The 17340-nt window shown below is 63.5% G+C and carries 18 protein-coding genes; 17 read left to right on the top strand and 1 reads right to left on the bottom strand.

The window, feature by feature from the left end:
- The first annotated feature begins 4 nt into the window (after window positions 1-4).
- The 17 genes from hybE (F1002_RS06660) to hypE all read left to right on the top strand — a co-directional run bounded on the left by hybE (F1002_RS06660) (window position 5) and on the right by hypE (window position 17092).
- Window positions 5-481, top strand: a complete 477-nt coding sequence (gene hybE / locus F1002_RS06660) for a [NiFe]-hydrogenase assembly chaperone HybE (RefSeq protein ID WP_191090326.1) — start codon at window positions 5-7, stop codon at window positions 479-481.
- Window positions 478-1377 carry a hypothetical protein gene (locus tag F1002_RS06655; RefSeq protein WP_150428234.1) on the top strand — a complete coding sequence of 300 codons (900 nt, stop codon included), beginning with the start codon at window positions 478-480 and terminating at the stop codon, window positions 1375-1377. The genes hybE (F1002_RS06660) and F1002_RS06655 overlap by 4 nt, the downstream gene beginning before the upstream one ends.
- On the top strand, window positions 1370-1711 hold the full coding sequence (gene hypA / locus F1002_RS06650; RefSeq protein WP_150428233.1) for a hydrogenase maturation nickel metallochaperone HypA: 342 nt from the start codon (window positions 1370-1372) through the stop codon (window positions 1709-1711). The genes F1002_RS06655 and hypA overlap by 8 nt, the downstream gene beginning before the upstream one ends.
- A 58-nt stretch (window positions 1712-1769) precedes the next feature.
- Complete coding sequence (gene hypB / locus F1002_RS06645; RefSeq protein WP_370452125.1) at window positions 1770-2858, top strand: hydrogenase nickel incorporation protein HypB; 1089 nt, start codon at window positions 1770-1772, stop codon at window positions 2856-2858.
- Window positions 2824-5172 (top strand): carbamoyltransferase HypF, encoded by a 2349-nt coding sequence (hypF, locus tag F1002_RS06640; protein ID WP_223879490.1) that lies wholly within the window; start codon window positions 2824-2826, stop codon window positions 5170-5172. Before hypB ends, hypF begins: the two co-directional genes overlap by 35 nt.
- Window positions 5173-5336: 164 nt before the next feature.
- A complete protein-coding gene (locus F1002_RS06635; RefSeq protein WP_150428231.1) occupies window positions 5337-6131 on the top strand; it encodes an ABC transporter substrate-binding protein in 795 nt (264 codons plus the stop codon).
- Window positions 6128-7687 carry a CHASE domain-containing protein gene (locus F1002_RS06630; protein WP_150428230.1) on the top strand — a complete coding sequence of 520 codons (1560 nt, stop codon included), beginning with the start codon at window positions 6128-6130 and terminating at the stop codon, window positions 7685-7687. Before F1002_RS06635 ends, F1002_RS06630 begins: the two co-directional genes overlap by 4 nt.
- A gap of 302 nt (window positions 7688-7989) precedes the next feature.
- Window positions 7990-9195, top strand: coding sequence for a hydrogenase small subunit (locus F1002_RS06625; protein WP_150428229.1), 1206 nt, complete (start codon window positions 7990-7992; stop codon window positions 9193-9195).
- Window position 9196: 1 nt separating this feature from the next.
- Window positions 9197-10252 carry a hydrogenase 2 operon protein HybA gene (gene hybA / locus F1002_RS06620; RefSeq protein WP_150428228.1) on the top strand — a complete coding sequence of 352 codons (1056 nt, stop codon included), beginning with the start codon at window positions 9197-9199 and terminating at the stop codon, window positions 10250-10252.
- A complete protein-coding gene (gene hybB / locus F1002_RS06615) occupies window positions 10249-11409 on the top strand; it encodes a Ni/Fe-hydrogenase cytochrome b subunit (protein WP_150428227.1) in 1161 nt (386 codons plus the stop codon). Before hybA ends, hybB begins: the two co-directional genes overlap by 4 nt.
- Before the next feature lie 21 nt (window positions 11410-11430).
- A complete protein-coding gene (locus F1002_RS06610) occupies window positions 11431-13143 on the top strand; it encodes a nickel-dependent hydrogenase large subunit (protein WP_150428226.1) in 1713 nt (570 codons plus the stop codon).
- 67 nt (window positions 13144-13210) lie between these two features.
- The gene (locus tag F1002_RS06605) at window positions 13211-13690 is read left to right on the top strand and encodes a HyaD/HybD family hydrogenase maturation endopeptidase (RefSeq protein ID WP_150428225.1); all 480 of its coding nucleotides are present in this window, start codon (window positions 13211-13213) and stop codon (window positions 13688-13690) included.
- The gene (locus F1002_RS06600) at window positions 13690-13980 is read left to right on the top strand and encodes a HypC/HybG/HupF family hydrogenase formation chaperone (RefSeq protein ID WP_150428224.1); all 291 of its coding nucleotides are present in this window, start codon (window positions 13690-13692) and stop codon (window positions 13978-13980) included. Before F1002_RS06605 ends, F1002_RS06600 begins: the two co-directional genes overlap by 1 nt.
- Complete coding sequence (gene hybE, locus F1002_RS06595) at window positions 13973-14524, top strand: [NiFe]-hydrogenase assembly chaperone HybE (protein WP_150428223.1); 552 nt, start codon at window positions 13973-13975, stop codon at window positions 14522-14524. The genes F1002_RS06600 and hybE (F1002_RS06595) overlap by 8 nt, the downstream gene beginning before the upstream one ends.
- 52 nt (window positions 14525-14576) lie before the next feature.
- Window positions 14577-14825 (top strand): HypC/HybG/HupF family hydrogenase formation chaperone, encoded by a 249-nt coding sequence (locus F1002_RS06590; protein WP_150428222.1) that lies wholly within the window; start codon window positions 14577-14579, stop codon window positions 14823-14825.
- 3 nt (window positions 14826-14828) lie between these two features.
- Window positions 14829-15956 carry a hydrogenase formation protein HypD gene (hypD, locus tag F1002_RS06585; protein ID WP_150428221.1) on the top strand — a complete coding sequence of 376 codons (1128 nt, stop codon included), beginning with the start codon at window positions 14829-14831 and terminating at the stop codon, window positions 15954-15956.
- Between the two features lie 83 nt (window positions 15957-16039).
- Window positions 16040-17092, top strand: a complete 1053-nt coding sequence (hypE, locus tag F1002_RS06580; protein ID WP_150428220.1) for a hydrogenase expression/formation protein HypE — start codon at window positions 16040-16042, stop codon at window positions 17090-17092.
- A 4-nt stretch (window positions 17093-17096) separates the two neighbouring features.
- Here the strand turns inward: hypE and F1002_RS06575 are convergent, their stop codons facing one another.
- On the bottom strand, window positions 17097-17303 hold the full coding sequence (locus tag F1002_RS06575; RefSeq protein ID WP_150428219.1) for a hypothetical protein: 207 nt from the start codon (window positions 17301-17303) through the stop codon (window positions 17097-17099).
- Window positions 17304-17340: the final 37 nt, after the last annotated feature.

Raw genomic sequence — 17340 nt, 5'->3', positions numbered from 1 at the left:
GGCGGTGAAGGTCTGGGCGAACGATCCGTCGTCCGAACTGGTATCGGTGTTTGCCGACATTGCGCGTACCCGGATGGCCGACCTGCCGATCTGCAATACGGCCCTGAACGTCGAGGCCGTCGGTTTCGCGCGGTCGTCGCACGGCCATTGGGCAGGCGTGATGATTACCCCCTGGGCCATCAACCTCCTGTGCCTGCCCGGTCAGGAAACGGGCTGGCCCGCCCTGGCCGCCTGCAGCAAGCATGGCTGGCGCTTTCCCTCCGGCGATTACGAATTCACCGTCGCCGAGGAGGAGCGTCTCGGCAACTATCATCTTTGCTCGCTGTTTTCGCCCGCCTTCGAGTTTCCGACACAGGAGCAGGCCCGGCTGACCGCGTTGGCGGTGAGCCATGCGCTGCACGCCGAGCCCATGGCGGCGCCGGAAGCCCCCCCTGCCAAGGCGACTTCCGGGCGGCGGGCCTTTCTCGGTCTGGGGCGATGACCTCGCCCGGGCAACTGCTCGTTCACGCCACCCACGAGGGAGGGGCGTTGCGCGATATTGCCGTCGACCTCCAGCGACCGTCGGTGACCCGCCTGTTCATCGGCCAGTTGCCGGATGTGGTGATCAAGACGGTGCCTTACCTGTTCACGCTCTGCGCCCATGCCCAGCGGGTGGCGGCGCAGGCGGCGGTCAACGCCGCCCTGGGCGAGACGCCGCGCACGCCGGATCATGCCGAACTATGGATCGAGGTGCTGCACGAGAACCTGTGGCGGCTGCTGCTTGACTGGCCCGTCGCTGTCGGCCTGCCGCCGGCCAAGGAGGCGTTCGTCGCCTGGCGTTCCGGGCGCAACGGCGACGATGTCGTCGCTTCCACAGCGAAGCTGGTCGATACGATCCTCGCCCCTCTGGCCGAGTCTTGCCTGGCGCGCCTGGCGGGTGGCGACGACCTGCATCCGCAGGCCGCGCCCGTGTTGGCGCCCGACGCCTGGCTGGGTTACTGGCAAGGCATGCAGGCGCAGATGCCCGCCCAGCCGTTGCCTGAGTCGGTGTCGGCCATCTACTGCTCTCGATTGCGCGAGATCGAGACCGCCCTGGATGCCCTGGAAACCGGACGTCCTTTCCCGATTGCCTCGGCCGGCGGCGCCGGGTGGGGAATCGGGCAGACGCTGACGGCACGGGGCGTGTTGACGCATGCCGTGCATGTCGGGGATGGCAAGGTCGTCCGTTATCGCGTCCAGGCGCCGACCGACAGCCTGTTTGCCGATGCCCGCGCGTTGACCGCCCTGCTGGCCAATCGTCGTTTTGTTACCCTGGATCAAGCCCGCCAGGGGCTGGATCAGGCGATACTGGCGGCCGACCCCTGCCTGCCCTATGTTGTGGAATTGCACGATGCATGAAATGTCGCTCGCCGAAGGCGTACTCCAACTTGTCGAAGAGACGGCCCGGCGCGAGCAGGCCTGGCGCGTGAAGCTGGTGGTGCTTGAGATCGGCCGCATGTCGTCGGTGCAGCCCGAAGCACTGCGCTTTTGCTTCGATGCCGTCATCCGCGGCAGTATCGCCGACGGTGCGACGCTGGAGATTGTCGACGTGCCGGGCTGCGGGTGGTGCATGAAATGTGCGGCGACCGTGCCGATGCAAGAGCTGTATGGCGCCTGCCCGACCTGCGGCAGTCACCAGGTACAGGCAACCGGCGGTACGGAGATGCGGGTCAAGGAAATTGAGATCGAGTGATCGGGATCGACTAAAGGAGACAAGGATGTGTACGGTTTGCGGTTGCGGAGCGGGTGAAGTGAAGATCGAGGGCGGGGCGCACGAGCATACGCATGTGCACGCCGACGGCACGGTGCATACGCACAGCCATGAGCACGAGCAGGATCACGCGCACGGCCACGACGCGCCGCCGGCCGGGGCGCATGCCCACCCGCATACGCATGCCGACGGCACGACACACGTTCATGAGCATGTGCATCAGGGCGACCACGCCCATGGGCACGCCCACACGCACGAGCATGCCCATGCCGACGGAAGTACGCACAGCCATGCGCACGAACATGAGCACGAGCATCATCATCACCACGAACATGCCATCGGTGGCGATCTCGACTACGGCACCGGCCCGGCGCGCGCCCATGTGCCGGGCATGAGCCAGGCGCGCATGGTGCAGATCGAACAGGACATCCTGTCCAAGAACAACACCTATGCCGCCGCCAACCGCCAATGGTTCGACGAGCGCGGCATCTTCGTGCTGAATCTCGTTTCCAGTCCCGGCTCCGGCAAGACCACGCTGCTCTGCAAGACCATCGAGCTGTTGAAGGACAAGGTCGCCATCAATGTCGTCGAGGGCGACCAGCAGACCGCCAACGACGCCGAGCGTATCCGCGCCACCGGCGTGCCGGCCATTCAGATCAATACCGGCAAGGGGTGCCACCTCGACGGTCACATGGTCGGCCACGCCATGCAGCGCCTGCAGCCGAAGGACGAATCGCTGTTCCTGATCGAGAACGTCGGCAACCTCGTCTGCCCGGCCGCCTTCGACCTCGGCGAGCATCACAAGGTCGCCATCCTGTCGGTCACCGAAGGTGAAGACAAGCCGCTCAAGTACCCGGACATGTTCGCCGCCGCCGACGTCATGCTGCTCAACAAGTGCGATCTGCTGCCCTACCTGAGCTTCGATGCCGACCTGGCTGAAGCCAACGCCCGTCGTGTCAATCCGGACCTGACCATCTTCCGCGTGTCGGCAACCAGCGGCGACGGCCTGAGTGCCTGGCTGGACTGGATCGAAGCCGGCCTCGAAATGCAACGTGGCAAGCATGGCGAGAGCGTCGACGCGCTGAAGGCACGCATTGCCGAACTGGAGCGGCAACTCGCCGCCCGATGACGGCATGAACGGCCGGCTGCTCCGGGTTCGGGGGCTGGTTCAGGGCGTTGGTTTTCGGCCTGCCGTCTGGCGTATTGCTTGCGAACTCGGCTTGCGCGGCTGGGTCTGCAACGATGGGGCCGGCGTGCGCATCGCTATCGCCGGCGAGCAGATGGCCGGCTTCGCGGCACGTTTGCGCAGCGAGGCGCCGCGCCTGGCCCGCATCGACGCCATCGACGAAGAAGCCTGCGCGGTAGAGGGCGAGGGCTTTTCCATCGTCGAGAGCCTTGGCGGCGAAGTCAAAACCGCCATCGGTCCGGATGCGGCGATCTGCCCGGCATGTCTGGCCGACATCTGCGATCCGGCCAGCCGTCGCTGGCGCTATGCCTTTACGACATGTACGCATTGCGGGCCGCGTTATACGGTCAGCCGGCGTATCCCCTACGACCGGGCGCAGACCAGCCTGAGCGGCTTTCCGCTGTGCGAGCCTTGCGCCGTCGAATATGCGGACCCGGCGGATCGCCGCTTCCATGCCGAAACCACCTGCTGTCCGGATTGCGGGCCGCAACTGCGCCTGCTGGATGCAGACGGCCAGCCGCTGGCCGGCGATCCGGTTGCCGCAACCCTGGGTCTGCTGCGTGCCGGCAAAATCGTCGCCATCAAGGGGCTAGGCGGTTTCCACCTGGCTTGCGATGCACGCAACCCCGCGGCGGTGGCCGAATTGCGCGAACGCAAGCAGCGCGAGGCCAAGCCTTTTGCCGTGATGGGGCTCAATCCGGTTTCGCTGGCCGGCATTACGCAGCTGGGCGACGGCGAACGCGCACTGTTGCGCAGCCTGGCCGCCCCGGTCGTGCTGTGCCCGAAGGGGGCGGTCGACTTGTCGGGTATCGCGCCCGGCCTGGCCTGGCTCGGCGCCATGTTGCCGGCGACGCCGCTGCACCTGCTGCTCTGGCATGAAGCTGCCGGTCGTCCCGCCGGTACGGCCTGGCTTGGCGAGGTGCATGCGCTGCTGCTGGTGATGACCAGCGCGAATCCGCATGGCGAGCCGCTGGTCATCGACAATGCCGAGGCGCTGGCGCGTCTGGGCGGCAGCGATGGCAAGATCGCCGACGCTTTTCTTCTGCACGACCGGGATATCGTGACCCGCTGCGACGACTCGGTCGTGCGCGCCACGCCGCAAGGCCCCGCCTTCATCCGCCGGGCGCGCGGCTACGTGCCGGTGCCCATTCCCCTGGCCGACGACGGGCCGACGGTGCTGGCGCTGGGGGGCTATCTGAAGAACACGATTTGCGTCATGAAGGGGCGCGAGGCCTTTCTGTCACAGCATGTGGGCGGACTGGACAATGTCGCGGCCATCGGTTTTCTGGAGGAGACGGTCGGCCACCTGCTGGACATTCTCGATGTCAGGCCGGACATCGTGGCCCACGACCTGCATCCGGATTTTCCGTCCACCCATCTCGCCCTGCGACTGGCCGAGGAATACGACGTTCCGGCGCAGGCAGTAGGGCATCATCATGCGCACATTGCGGCGATTTGCGCCGAGCAGGGGTACAACGGGCCGCTTCTTGGCCTGGCGATCGACGGCGTCGGCCTCGGTCCGGACGGCGCGGCCTGGGGCGGGGAATTGCTCCGCCTCGATGGCGCTTCCTGCTCGCGCATCGGTCATCTGCAGGCGCTGGCCATGCCGGGCGGCGACCGGGCGGCCAAGGAGCCGTGGCGGATGGCCGTCTCCGCCTTGCATGGGGCCGGCCTGGGATATCGGGTCGGCGGCTGGATTCACCAATACTATCCGGGGCGCGATCCCGGTCCGCTGCTGAGCATGCTCGACCGGAAACTGCGCTGTCCGCCAACGACCAGTCTGGGCCGTTGGTTCGATGCGGCGGCCGGCCTGCTCGGTCTGCGCGACCTGATGCAGTTCGAGGGGCAGGCGGCCATGGAACTCGAAGGGCTGGCGGCGAGGCATGGTTCCGTCGCGCCGCTGCCCGGCGGCTATGTGCTGCGCGACAACGGCAGCATTCTCGATCTCTCCCCCCTGTTGCCTGCCTTGCTGGGGTGCAAGAACGAGGCGGCCCGTGGCGCCGCACTGTTCCACGCGACTTTGGCGGCCGGCCTCGGGGCCTTGGTCGTTGCAGCGCTCGAACGGTCGGCGGAGGCCAAGGTCGCCGTGGGCGGCGGTTGTGCCATGAATGCCGTCCTCATGACGGCCCTGAGCGACCATTTGCTGGGTGCTGGCGTCGGCCTGCTGGAAGCACGGCAGGCTCCGCCCAACGATGGCGGCCTGGCCCTGGGGCAGGCCTGGGTCGCCCGACGTCAAGGTACGACCGGGCACCGCTAGCCCCGGCTGCATACCGATTCCCGGGGCGCCGGGATGTCATTCATGTTTCTCCGAGCGTGCTGTCGGCCACGGAAGCTTGTTCGTGTGAATTTACCGATGCTGAACTCGATATGAATCGGTATGATCACCCGACACAATGTTGCCGCTGTTCCATCGGGGGGTGGATGATCCGTCGCTATCTCTTCGCATCGTTGCTGGCATGCTGCCTTGTCTCCTCGGCCGGGGCCACGGGATATGGCTGCGCGCGCGCCTACAGCCTGGCCTTGCACGAGCATGGCCTGCTCTACACGATGGCTACCGATACCGGCATCGACAAGGATGTGGCCGACGAGTTGATCCGTCGTTCGGGGTGCAAGGTGATCGTCAATGTGATGCCGCGTGCGCGGATCTGGCAGCTGATCGAGTCCGGGGCGCTGGATTTCAGTCTGTCCGGTATCACCAATCCCGAGCGGGAGAAATTTGCCTCATTCGCCTGGTATTTTTCCAACAAGTACTATCTGCTCGTCCGCAAGGACAGCGGTGTCGGCACGCATGCTGATTTTGAACGCAATGCCCGCTTGCAGCTGGGCGTGATTCGCAGTTTCCGCTACAGCGAATCGGCGAACCGCCTGGTTGATAGTTTGTACCAGGCCAACCGGGTCAGCCAGGCCGGCGGTCTCGAACCGCTTTATCAGGCGTTGATGCTCAATCACATCCAGGGGATGATCATCGAGCCTTTCGATTATCCGGCGCTGGATGAAAAGCGGATTCGCGAGGCTTCCAGCATCATCGCATTCAACGATCCACCTGTCTTGCACGGGCTGATCATGTCGAAGACGGCACTGTCGCCTGAAGAGCAGGAAAGATGGCGGGCATTGCTGAGTGAAATGCGCAAGGACGGAACCATCAGGCGTATTTTCGAAAAATACTTCAAGCCGGAAATGGCGATGAACATGGTCAACTTTCCGGGGGGGAAGTGAGCATTCCTCATGCCTTCCAGATGTCCAGGCTGTCGCGCCTGCTGCCCTGGATCGTCCTGGCGGTTACTCTTTCGGTTACCTGGCTGCTCTGGAAACATGAATCCCGGACCAGTCGCAAGGAAGTCCGGGCGCAATTCGACTTTGCGTTACGCGACACGGTCAGCCGGGTGGAGCAGCGGGTGGCCGCGCACGAACAGATGCTGCGCGGGCTGCAGGGTCTGTTTGCGACGACCGGCCTGAAGAACCGTGCAGCATTTCGCGACTATGTCGAGACCTTGCAGCTCGACGCCAATTTCTCGGGCGTACAGATTATCGGGCTGGTCGATCGGGTGCCGGGCACTCAGAAAAAAGCCCACGAGGCGGTCATGCGCGGACTGGGAGTAGTCAACTACGCTGTCTATCCGGAAGGCGATCGCGAGTTCTATACGCCGATCATTCAGCGCGAGCCACAACTGGGTCGCAATTGGTTGCCTCCGGGACTCGATATCTGGGCCAATCCGGACCGGCGCATGGCGATGGAGCGCGCACGCGACTCCGGACAGGCCGCGATTACCGCCAAGGTTCGCCTGGCAATCGACAAGAAGCCGGAAGCGCAGCCGGGATTCATCATGTATCTGCCGGTCTATGCCCACGGCCAGTCCCGTGATACGGTTGCCCAGCGGCGCAGCCACCTGATCGGCTGGATTTACGCGGCGTTCTATGTGGAAGACTTCATGGCCAGCCTGTACGGCACCTCCTTGCCCGGTGTCGTTCTCGACATCTACGACGGGGCCGAGCCGACGGCCAATGCACTGATGTACAGCGTTGGCAATCGCTCCGAGCTGGCGCGGCATGACGGATTGCATGCCAATGAATACATGGTGGTGGCCGGGCGTACCTGGACGCTATCGCTGCACAGCCTGCGCGAATTCGATGAGCGTTACGGTCGCAACGTGGCGGGCCTCATTGCGGCAACCGGATTCATCCTGAGTCTTTCCCTGGCCCTCCTTTCGTGGTTCATGGTAACCGGGCGCGAGCGTGCGCTGCGGCTGGCGGCCGGGATGACCGAAGAGCTGCGCCACATGGCCCAGCACGACCCGTTGACTGGCTTGCCCAACCGGGCCTTGTTCAGTGACCGTCTGGGCAATGAATTGGCAAGGGCCAAGCGGAACGATGGGCATTTTGGGTTGATTTTCGTTGATCTGGACCGCTTCAAGCCAATAAATGACAGCTTTGGGCATGCAGTGGGCGATCTCCTGCTGCGCCAAGTGGCGCAGCGGATGAAAGAAACCGTGCGTGCCTCCGACACGGTTGGCCGTATCGGGGGCGATGAGTTCGTGGTACTCATGCCCATGCTGGCCGATGCCGAAGCGGCTCGCTTGCTGGCCGAAAAACTGCGCCAGGCGATTGCCAGGCCTTTCGTGCTGGATGGTCGCGAGCTGACCATTTCGTGCAGCCTGGGCGTGGCGCTCTATCCCGACGACGGTCAGGATGAAATCACGCTCGCCAAGAGTGCCGACGAGGCGATGTACCAGGCCAAGCAAAGTGGCCGGAACAGGGTGTGGTTGGCGAGTTGAGCAGCATGTGACGCGGACTGCATTCCCGGTGACGTTTGCATGCATCTGCCAAAGGTGTAGTTCTAAGGGCTGACAAGTGCTTGATCACATTGTGTCTTGAAGTGGACGTTTTTCCCTTGTTTTTTTGCTTTCGGCGAACACCGGATTTGGCAACTTGCTGAATTGCATGGCTTTTGAAATCTGGCCTGCCTGTTGCTACATTGAGTATCAATAAAAGCATTCACTAAATTTCAATCAGGCCCTCCCAGCAGAGAGAGATCGTCGGTCAGCGGTGACCGCGATGAAACAACAAGGGGAGAAAAATGGCCAATCAAAATCTGATTTCGCTGGAGCGGGATGAGCGCATCGAGGCGGCTGCCAATCGGCTGTCGATGACCCGCCGCGAGTTTTTGCAGTTCTGCGCCGCCATGGCGACCACGCTGGGCCTTCCGCAAGGGGCGGATGCCGCCGTGGCCGAAGCGGTCGCCATCAAGAAGCGCCCGAGCGTGATCTGGCTGCATTTCCAGGAGTGCACCGGGTGCACGGAATCGATCCTGCGTGCCGAGCATCCGACGCTGGACAAGCTGATCCTCGACGTCATTTCGCTCGATTACCACGAGACGCTGTTCGCCGCGGCCGGCCATCAGGTCGAAGCGGCGCGCAAGGCGGCGATGGAAGAGAACAAGGGCAAGTACATCCTGGTGATCGAAGGGGCGATCCCGACCAAGGATGGCGGGGTTTACTGCAAGATCGGCGGCAAGACGGCCATCGAGCTGGCCAAGGAATGCGCGGCGGACGCGGCGGCGGTGATCGCCATCGGCTCGTGCGCCTCGTGGGGCGGTATGCCATCGACGATTCCGTCCATTCCCGGTGCAACCTCCAGCCCCACCGGCTCCAGCGGCGTGGCCGAGGTCCTCGGCAAGCCGGTGGTGACCATTCCCGGCTGCCCGCCCAATCCATACAACTTCCTGTCGACGGTCGTTCATTTCCTGACCTTCGGCAAGCTGCCGGAGGTCGATCATCTCGGCCGGCCGAAATTCGCCTATTCGCGCCTCATCCACGAAAACTGCGAACGCCGCGCCCATTTCGACGCCGGTCGCTTCGCCATGGATTTCGGCGACGACGGCCACCGCAAGGGTTATTGCCTGTACAAGCTGGGCTGCAAGGGGCCGGAAACCTATGCCAACTGCTCGGTCATCATGTTCGGCGATGCCGGTGCCGGCACCTGGCCGGTCGCCTGCGGCCACCCGTGCATCGGCTGTACCGAGCAGGGCGTCGGCTTCAGCAAGCCGATCCATACCGTCGCCAAGCTGAAGAACATCGAACCTTCCGCCTTCCTGCCGCGCATCGTCGAGGAAAAGGGCGTCGGCGCGACACTGGGTTCCGCTGCCGTGCTGGCTGCCGTGGCCGGTGCCGCAGCCGGCGCCGGGGCGATGGTCGCCAGGAACCTCGGGCTGTCGCACAAGGCCGAGGAAATGGAAAAGGCCAAGAAGGACGGCAGCAAAGCCACCGAATCGACGGAGGTCTGAGATGACCACGAGACGTGATTTCCTGCGCGGCTGCCTGGCCGGCGGCGCGGCGGCGGCCTCTGCCGTGCTGCCCGAAACGGCCTGCGCCCGCGACACGCTGCAGCGCCCGCCGGAGGGCTTGGGCCTGCTCTACGATGCCACGCTGTGCGTCGGTTGCCAGGCTTGCGTGGCGGCCTGCAAGAAGGCCAACGACAATCCGGCCGAATTCACCGCCGTGGACAAGTTGTGGGATACGCCGCTCGATACGACCGGCCATACCTTCAACCTAATCAAGATGTACCGCAACGGCACGATGGAAACGAAGGACAGCGAGCTAAACGGCTTCTCGTTCATGAAGACCTCGTGCATGCATTGCGCCGACCCCTCCTGCGTGTCGGCCTGCCCGGTATCGGCGATGATCAAGGATCCGGTGACCGGGGTGGTCGGCTACGACCCGGATGCCTGCATCGGCTGCCGCTACTGCGTTGCCGCGTGCCCGTTCGGCATTCCCAAGTACCAGTACGATTCGCCGACCGGCAAGATCGGCAAGTGCGAGCTGTGCCGGCATCGCCACAAGGACGGCCACTATTCGGCCTGTGCCGAGGTTTGCCCGACCGGCGCAACGCTGTTCGGCCGCACCGAGGATTTGCTGGCCGAAGCCAAGCGCCGCCTGGCACTGAAGCCCGGCGAATGGACGACCATTCCGCGCGGCCGTCTGCGCCCGGCACAGGAAAAGGTGCTGGCAGGCGGCGAGGACGGCAAGGGCCATAAGCATCGCCATGGTTGGCGCGATGAGCCGGACCAAAGCTATCAGGCGCAAGTCGGCAACTACCTGCAGCACGTCTATGGCGAGAAGGAATATGGCGGCACGCAGGTGCTCAAGCTGTCGGCGGTGAACTTCCAGAAAGCCGGCATGCCCGACCTGCCGCCGAAATCCTCGGCCGCGACCTCGGAAACTATCCAGCACACGCTGTACGGCGGCCTGATGATGCCGATCGCCGTGCTTGCCGGCCTGACCTGGGTCGCCAAGCGCAACGTGGTGCCGGAAGACGATAACGAGAAGGGAGGGCAGTCATGAGCGCCCATCATCCCGCCGCCCCGGTCGGCGGCAAGTTGTTCAACCTGCCGGTGATGATCTGCAGCCTGCTGATCGCCGCCATGTTCGCCGTACTCTTCGTCCGTTTCATTTTCGGGCTGGGGGCGGTCACCAACCTCAACGACGGCTACCCGTGGGGCATCTGGGTCGTCTTCGACGTGGTCATCGGCTCGGCCTTCGCCTGCGGCGGCTTCTCGGTGGCCATGCTGGTCTACATCTTCAACCGCGGCCAGTATCACCCGATGGTGCGTCCGGCGCTGCTCGCCTCGCTGTTCGGCTACACCCTGGCCGGTGTCGGCGTGCTGTTCGACCTCGGCCGCTGGTGGAATTTCTGGCACATCCTGTCGCCGGCCTATGCCAATCCCAATTCGGTGATGTTCGAGGTGGCGGTCTGCATCTCGGCCTACATCCTGGTGATGTGGATCGAATTTTCGCCGGTCTTCATGGAGCAGTGGGGTCTGAAGGTGCAAAAGAAGAAGCTGGAGAAGGTGCTTTTCTTCTTCATCGCCCTCGGCACCTTGTTGCCGATGATGCACCAGTCGTCGCTCGGCACGCTGCTCGTGGTCATGGGGCCGCAGGTCAATCCGCTGTGGCAGACGCCGGTCGTGCCGCTGCTCTATCTACTGTCGGCGGTGACCATCGGCTACGGCATCGTGCTCTTCGAATCCTGCGTGGCGTCGGCGGCCTATCGCCGCGAAATCGAATTGCACCTGCTGCAGCCCATGGCCAAGATCATGCTCGGCATGCTGACGGTTTTCCTCGTCGTCCGCTTTGGCGATCTGGTTGTGCGCGGGGCGCTCGGAAATGCCCTCAAGCCGAGCCTGGAAGCCTTCTTCTTCTGGCTGGAAATCGGCTGCTTCTCGCTGCCTTACCTGCTGGTCGGCACACGTGGCGCCCGTCGTAACCCGGCCCGGCTGTTCCTGGCCGGCTGCGCGATCATGATGGGCGGTGTGCTGCTGCGCGTGAATGGCTTCCTGATCGGCTACGACACCGGCCTGGGCGTGGACCACGGCTGGAACTATTTCCCGAGCATCGCCGAAATGCTGGTCACCATCGGCATGTTCGCGCTCGAAGTGCTCGGTTACATCATCATCACCCGCCGCTTCCCGGTTCTGCCCCGGGAAGGCGCGGCACACTGAATTCAGGGATAGGAGAACAACATGAACAAACGTGTCACCATCGACCCGGTCACCCGCATCGAGGGCCACCTGCGCGTCGACGTCGAAGTGGACGGCGGCCGCGTCAAGAAAGCCTGGGCCTCGGGCCAGATGTGGCGGGGTGTCGAGAACATCCTGATCGGCCGCGACCCGCGCGACGCCTGGGCGATCACCCAGCGCATCTGCGGGGTATGCACCACCGTGCATGCCATGGCCTCGGTGCGCGCCGTCGAAAACGCGCTGCAGCTGGAAATTCCGGTCAACGCCCAGTACATCCGCAACATGATCATGCTGGCCCATGCCGTGCATGACCACATCGTCCATTTCTACCACCTGTCGGCGCTCGACTGGGTCGACGTGGTCAGCGCGCTGAAGGCCGACCCGGCCAAGACGGCGAGCCTGGCCGAAAGCCTCTCCAACTGGAGCGGCAATTCGAAGGCCGAATTCGTCAAGGTGCAGGAGCGTCTGAAGGGCTTCGTCGGTACCGGCCAGCTCGGCATCTTCACCAATGGTTACTGGGGCCACCCGGCCATGAAGCTGACGCCGGAAGTGAATCTGCTCGCCGTCAGTCACTACCTGCAGGCGCTGGAAGTGCAGCGCTACGCCAGCAAGATCGTCGCCGTGCTCGGCTCCAAGTCGCCGCACATCCAGAACGTTGCGGTCGGCGGCGTGGCCAATCCGCTGGCCACCGATGCCCAGTCGGTGCTGACCATCGAGCGCCTGCTGGCGATCAAGGAATGGATGCTCAAGCTCGAAGACTTCGTCAAGAACGTCTATCTGGTCGACGTCGGTGCCATCGGCGGCTTCTACGCCGACTGGACAAAGTACGGCAAGGGCATCACCGATTACCTGTGCGTTCCGGACATCCCGCTCGACGGCAAGGGGACGCAGTTCGCGCTGCCCGGTGGCTATATCGAGGGCGGCAAGCTGGAAAGCTACAAGCCGATCACCAGCTTCAACGACAAGTATTTCACCGACGGCGTGTCGGAGGCGATCAAGCATTCCTGGTACAACTACAGCGGCGGGAACGACAAGTCGCTGCATCCGTACAAGGGCGAAACAACGCCGAATTACACCGATTTCCAGGATGACGGAAAGTACAGCTGGCTGAAGTCGCCGACCTTCTACGGCAAGCCGATGCAGGTCGGCCCGCTGCCGCGCGTGTTCAACATGCTGGCCGCCGGCCACGAGCCGACCAAGAAGTACGCCACGGCGGCGCTCGATCTGGTATCCAAGGTTGCCGGCGCCAAGGTCGGTGTCGAGGCGCTGCATTCGACCATCGGCCGCCATGCGGCGCGGGCGGTCGGTTGTGCGGTGCAGGTCGACGAGTTGATCAACCAGTGGGATCTGCTGCTGGCCAATATGGCCAAGGGCGACCTGAAGACTTTCAACCGGCCGGTCTTCCCCAAGGGCGAGCAGATGGGCGTCGGCTTCCACGAAGCGCCGCGCGGCGTGCTGTCGCACTGGGTGGTTATCGATTCCGGCAAGATCAAGAACTACCAGTGCGTCGTCCCCACCACCTGGAACGCGGCGCCCCGCAACGAGAAGGACCAGCCCGGCGCTTACGAGGCCTGCCTGCTCGACAATCCGGTGGCCGATCCCGAGAAGCCGCTGGAAGTGCTGCGCACCGTCCATTCCTTCGATCCCTGCCTGGCCTGCGCTGTGCACGTGGTCGATCAGGAGAATAATCCGGTCGTCACCGTGAAGGCGGCTTGATCGACAACAAACCAACTCTGCGTTTGGGGCGCGACAATGCTCGCGCCCCCTTTTTTTGGATAGCAACATGCGCATCGTCGTACTCGGTATCGGCAATATTCTTCTCACCGACGAAGGCGTCGGCGTTCGTGCCATCGAAGCGCTGGAGTGCGACTACGAGCTGCCGCCCGAAGTCGAAATCATCGATGGCGGCACCTGCGGCATGGAAATGCTGGAGCAACTGGAAGACCTCGACGGCCTGATCGTCGTCGACTGTGTGCGCGCCAACCAGCCGCCGGCGACACCGATCCTGCTGAAGGGGGAGGATGTGCCGGTCTTTTTCAAGACCAAGCTGTCGCCGCACCAGGTCAGCTTGTCCGACGTGCTGGCCAGTCTGGAGTTCACCGGTCGGGCGCCGAAGTCGATCGCCATCGTCGGCATGCAACCGGTATCGATGTCGCTCGGGATGGAGTTGTCACCGGAAGTCGAAGCCCGAGTTCCGGAGCTGGTGGCGATGACGCTGACCGAACTGGCTGCCCTGGGTGTCGCTGCCGAGGCGCGCGACTGATGTGCCTGTCGATTCCGAAGCGCGTTGTCGAATGGGAAGGCAGCGGCGACAATGCCGGTGATTTCGCCTGGGTTGAACGCGACGGCCAACGCGAACGCATCAACATGATGCTGATCGGTCCGCAGCCGGTCGGTACTTGGGTGCTGACGTCGCTCGGCCTGGCCAAGGAGGTGGTCGAGGACGATCAGCGGCGGTTGATCGAGGATGCGCTATCGGCCCTGGCCGCGTCGCTCGAAGGCGATTTCGACCCGAGCCAGCATTTTCAGGATTTGAACCGACCGCATGACTGAACGCATCCGCCAGCCTGCCCTGCAACCGCCGCCGATCCGTCCGGCCGTACCGCGCGCGGATGATCCGACGGCTTTCCTCGAAGCCCATTATCGCAACGTTTGGGAAACGCGCATGCGCGACCTCCCGTTCGTCAATCCGGCACTCACCGTAGAGGCCCACGGTTTTCAGCGATTGGATGGCGACTGGCTGGGGGTCGTGATCACCCCTTGGTTCCTCAACCTGCTCCTGGTGTCCGGCGGTGGCACCTTGTGGGGCGATATTCCGGCCGGGGAGCGGCGTTATCTCATGCTGCCCTGCGGGACCCTGCAATTCATTGCCGACGATGATCCGGATATCGGGCCGTACCAATACTGTCCGCTGATCGCCCCGGTCGATCAGTTGCCGGACATGGCCACGGCGCGCATCGTGGCGCTGGATGCGATCAAGACAGTCTTCGCGACCCAGGCGACAACGCCGGAGCCGGCATCGCTTGCGAATGCCGAGGAAAAACCGGAGGTGTCCCGGCGCGGCTTTTTCCGTCGCCTGGCCGGCAAGCGAAACTGAACCCAGGCAGGTTAGACTCTGCCTTAATAATAACGATAGAGGAGCAACGCGGATGTGTCTCGCGATACCCGCGCAGGTTGTTGAACTGCGCCCCGACGACAATGCCCTGGTCGATCTGGCCGGGGTCAAGAAGGAAATCTCGCTCGCCCTGCTCGAGGGCGTGGCGGTGGGCGATTATGTGATCGTCCACGTTGGCTATGCGCTGAACAAATTGGATCCCGAAGAAGCGGCAAAGACGCTCCGGCTCTTTGCCGAGATGGGGCAGCTGACGCCCGATGGCGACGGCTTCACGGTTCACTGAGCCATGAAATACATCGACGAATACCGTGACGGCGAGGTTGCGCAGACGCTGGCGGCCGCCATCCGCGCCGAGGCCGATCCGGCGCGCAGCTACCATTTCATGGAATTCTGCGGCGGCCATACCCACGCCATCTCGCGTTACGGGGTGTCCGACCTGTTGCCGCCCAACGTCAAGATGATTCATGGCCCGGGCTGCCCGGTCTGCGTATTGCCCATCGGCCGTGTCGACCAGGCGATCCGCCTGGCGCTGGAGCAGGGGGTCACCCTGTGTACCTACGGCGACTGCTTGCGCGTGCCGGCCTCCGATGCCTTGTCGTTGATGAAGGCCAAGGCGCGCGGCGGCGACATCCGCATGGTCTATTCGAGCGCGGACGCCGTGACGCTGGCGCAAAAGAACCCGGACAAGCAGATCGTCTTCTTCGCCATCGGCTTCGAGACGACGACGCCGCCAACGGCGGTGGCGATCAAGCAGGCCGCCGCCCTGGGGCTCAAGAATTTCTCGGTGCTGTGCTGTCACGTGCTGACACCGTCGGCCATTTCGAGCATCCTGGAATCGCCGGAAGTGCGCCAGTGGGGCACCGTGCCACTCGACGGATTCATCGGTCCGGCACACGTATCGACCATCATCGGCAGCCGCCCCTACGAATTCTTCGCCGAGGAGTACCGCAAGCCGGTGGTTATCGCCGGTTTCGAACCGCTCGATGTGATGCAGGCCATCAAGATGCTGATCAGACAGGTGAACGAAGGGCGCGCCGAAGTCGAGAACGAATTTGCCCGCGCCGTCAGCCGCGACGGCAACCTCAAGGCGCAGCAATTGGTCGCCGAAGTGTTCGAGATGCGCAAGGCCTTCGAGTGGCGTGGCTTGAATGTGCTTCCCTATTCGGCCCTGCGCATTCGCAGCCAGTTCGCCGAATTTGATGCCGAAAAGCGCTTTCCGCTGGCCTATGCCTCGGTGCCGGATCACAAGGCTTGCGAATGCGGCGCCATCCTGCGCGGCGTCAAGCGGCCGCAAGACTGCAAGATTTTCGGAAACGTCTGCACGCCCGAAAATCCTGTGGGTTCCTGCATGGTCTCTTCGGAGGGGGCATGTGCGGCACATTACACCTACGGACGTTACAAGGACGTGGCCTGACAACGTTTGCTGGCCTGCGGGCCGATGCCCGACGGCTGTGCCTCAACTGACCTTATCCTCTCCAGATCACCGCTTTCATTCCCATGACCGAAATCCGTAAAAACTACGTCCGACCCCTCGACATCAAACACGGCCAGGTCGATATGGCCCACGGCTCGGGCGGCCGGGCAATGGCGCAGCTGATTGAGGAGCTGTTCGCCAGGCATCTCGGCAACGAATACCTCGCCCAAGGCGACGATGGTGCCTTGTTGCCTTACCCCGGCGAAGGCCGTCTGGTCATGGCCACCGACTCCCATGTCGTGTCGCCCCTATTCTTCCCCGGCGGCGACATCGGCTGCCTGTCGGTGCATGGCACGATCAACGACGTGGCCATGATGGGCGCACGACCTCTGTATCTTTCTGCTGGCTTCATCCTGGAGGAAGGGTTCAAGTTCGCCGATCTGGCGCGTATCGTGCAAAGCATGGCCGAGGCGGCCAGGGCGGCTGGGGTGCCCGTCGTGACCGGTGATACCAAGGTTGTCGAGCGTGGCAAGGGCGACGGCGTGTTCATCACGACCACCGGTGTTGGCATCGTCGCGCCCGGCAACGAACTCTCAGGCCGTTGCGCCAGGCCGGGGGATGTCATCCTGGTTTCCGGAACGCTGGGCGATCACGGGATGGCGATCATGGCCGAACGCGAGAGCCTGGGTTTCGAGTCGCCCATCGTGTCCGATACGGCGGCACTGCATGGCCTGATCGAGACGATGCGGGCAAGCGGTGCTGATATTCACGTCTTGCGCGACCCGACGCGGGGCGGTCTGGCGACGACCTTGAACGAAATCGCCAGGCAGTCCGGCGTCGGTATGATGTTGCTGGAGAAGGATTTACCGGTGAAGCCGGCGGTGAACGCTGCCTGCGAATTTCTCGGGTTGGACCCGCTTTATGTCGCCAATGAAGGCAAATTGGTGGCGATCTGCGCCGAACCTGATGCGGACAAGCTCCTCGCGGCGATGCGGAATCATCCCTTGGGGATGGACGCTGCCGTGGTCGGTCGCGTCCATGAAGATCCCCATCATTTTGTCCAGATGACCACCGCTTTCGGTGGCAAACGCATTGTGGACTGGTTGAGCGGCGAGCAATTGCCGCGGATTTGCTGAGCGTTCAGTGACGCAGCGCGATCATGATCGAGCGGAAATCACCCACTTCGGCGATGACCATCTCGCGGGCGTCGTCCAGATTGTCGGCATTGCGGACATGAAATTTTTCATGGCGACCATCGAGGTAGCGGACCGCCGCGATGTATTCAGGACGTGGTGCACGGCTGGCCCGGGGGGCGCGTGTTTTGACCGGTTTTCTTTGTGCTTGCATGGCTCTTCCCTGTGTTTTTTTGTGGCAGCCATCGTAG

Origin of the sequence: Dechloromonas sp. CZR5, assembly GCF_008711155.1 — a bacterium.
GTDB lineage: Bacteria > Pseudomonadota > Gammaproteobacteria > Burkholderiales > Rhodocyclaceae > Azonexus.
This window is presented reverse-complemented; position numbering and strand designations above follow the sequence as displayed.

Bases quoted from the DNA above. Each gene is read 5' to 3' on its own strand.
- F1002_RS06655 (WP_150428234.1), top strand. From the start codon at position 478: ATGACCTCGCCCGGGCAACTGCTCGTTCACGCCACCCACGAGGGAGGG.
- hypA (WP_150428233.1), top strand. From the start codon at position 1,370: ATGCATGAAATGTCGCTCGCCGAAGGCGTACTCCAACTTGTCGAAGAG.
- F1002_RS06635 (WP_150428231.1), top strand. From the start codon at position 5,337: ATGATCCGTCGCTATCTCTTCGCATCGTTGCTGGCATGCTGCCTTGTC.
- F1002_RS06625 (WP_150428229.1), top strand. From the start codon at position 7,990: ATGGCCAATCAAAATCTGATTTCGCTGGAGCGGGATGAGCGCATCGAG.
- hybA (WP_150428228.1), top strand. From the start codon at position 9,197: ATGACCACGAGACGTGATTTCCTGCGCGGCTGCCTGGCCGGCGGCGCG.
- hybB (WP_150428227.1), top strand. From the start codon at position 10,249: ATGAGCGCCCATCATCCCGCCGCCCCGGTCGGCGGCAAGTTGTTCAAC.
- F1002_RS06610 (WP_150428226.1), top strand. From the start codon at position 11,431: ATGAACAAACGTGTCACCATCGACCCGGTCACCCGCATCGAGGGCCAC.
- F1002_RS06605 (WP_150428225.1), top strand. From the start codon at position 13,211: ATGCGCATCGTCGTACTCGGTATCGGCAATATTCTTCTCACCGACGAA.
- F1002_RS06600 (WP_150428224.1), top strand. From the start codon at position 13,690: ATGTGCCTGTCGATTCCGAAGCGCGTTGTCGAATGGGAAGGCAGCGGC.
- hybE (WP_150428223.1), top strand. From the start codon at position 13,973: ATGACTGAACGCATCCGCCAGCCTGCCCTGCAACCGCCGCCGATCCGT.
- F1002_RS06590 (WP_150428222.1), top strand. From the start codon at position 14,577: ATGTGTCTCGCGATACCCGCGCAGGTTGTTGAACTGCGCCCCGACGAC.
- hypD (WP_150428221.1), top strand. From the start codon at position 14,829: ATGAAATACATCGACGAATACCGTGACGGCGAGGTTGCGCAGACGCTG.
- hypE (WP_150428220.1), top strand. From the start codon at position 16,040: ATGACCGAAATCCGTAAAAACTACGTCCGACCCCTCGACATCAAACAC.
- F1002_RS06575 (WP_150428219.1), bottom strand. From the start codon at position 17,303: ATGCAAGCACAAAGAAAACCGGTCAAAACACGCGCCCCCCGGGCCAGC.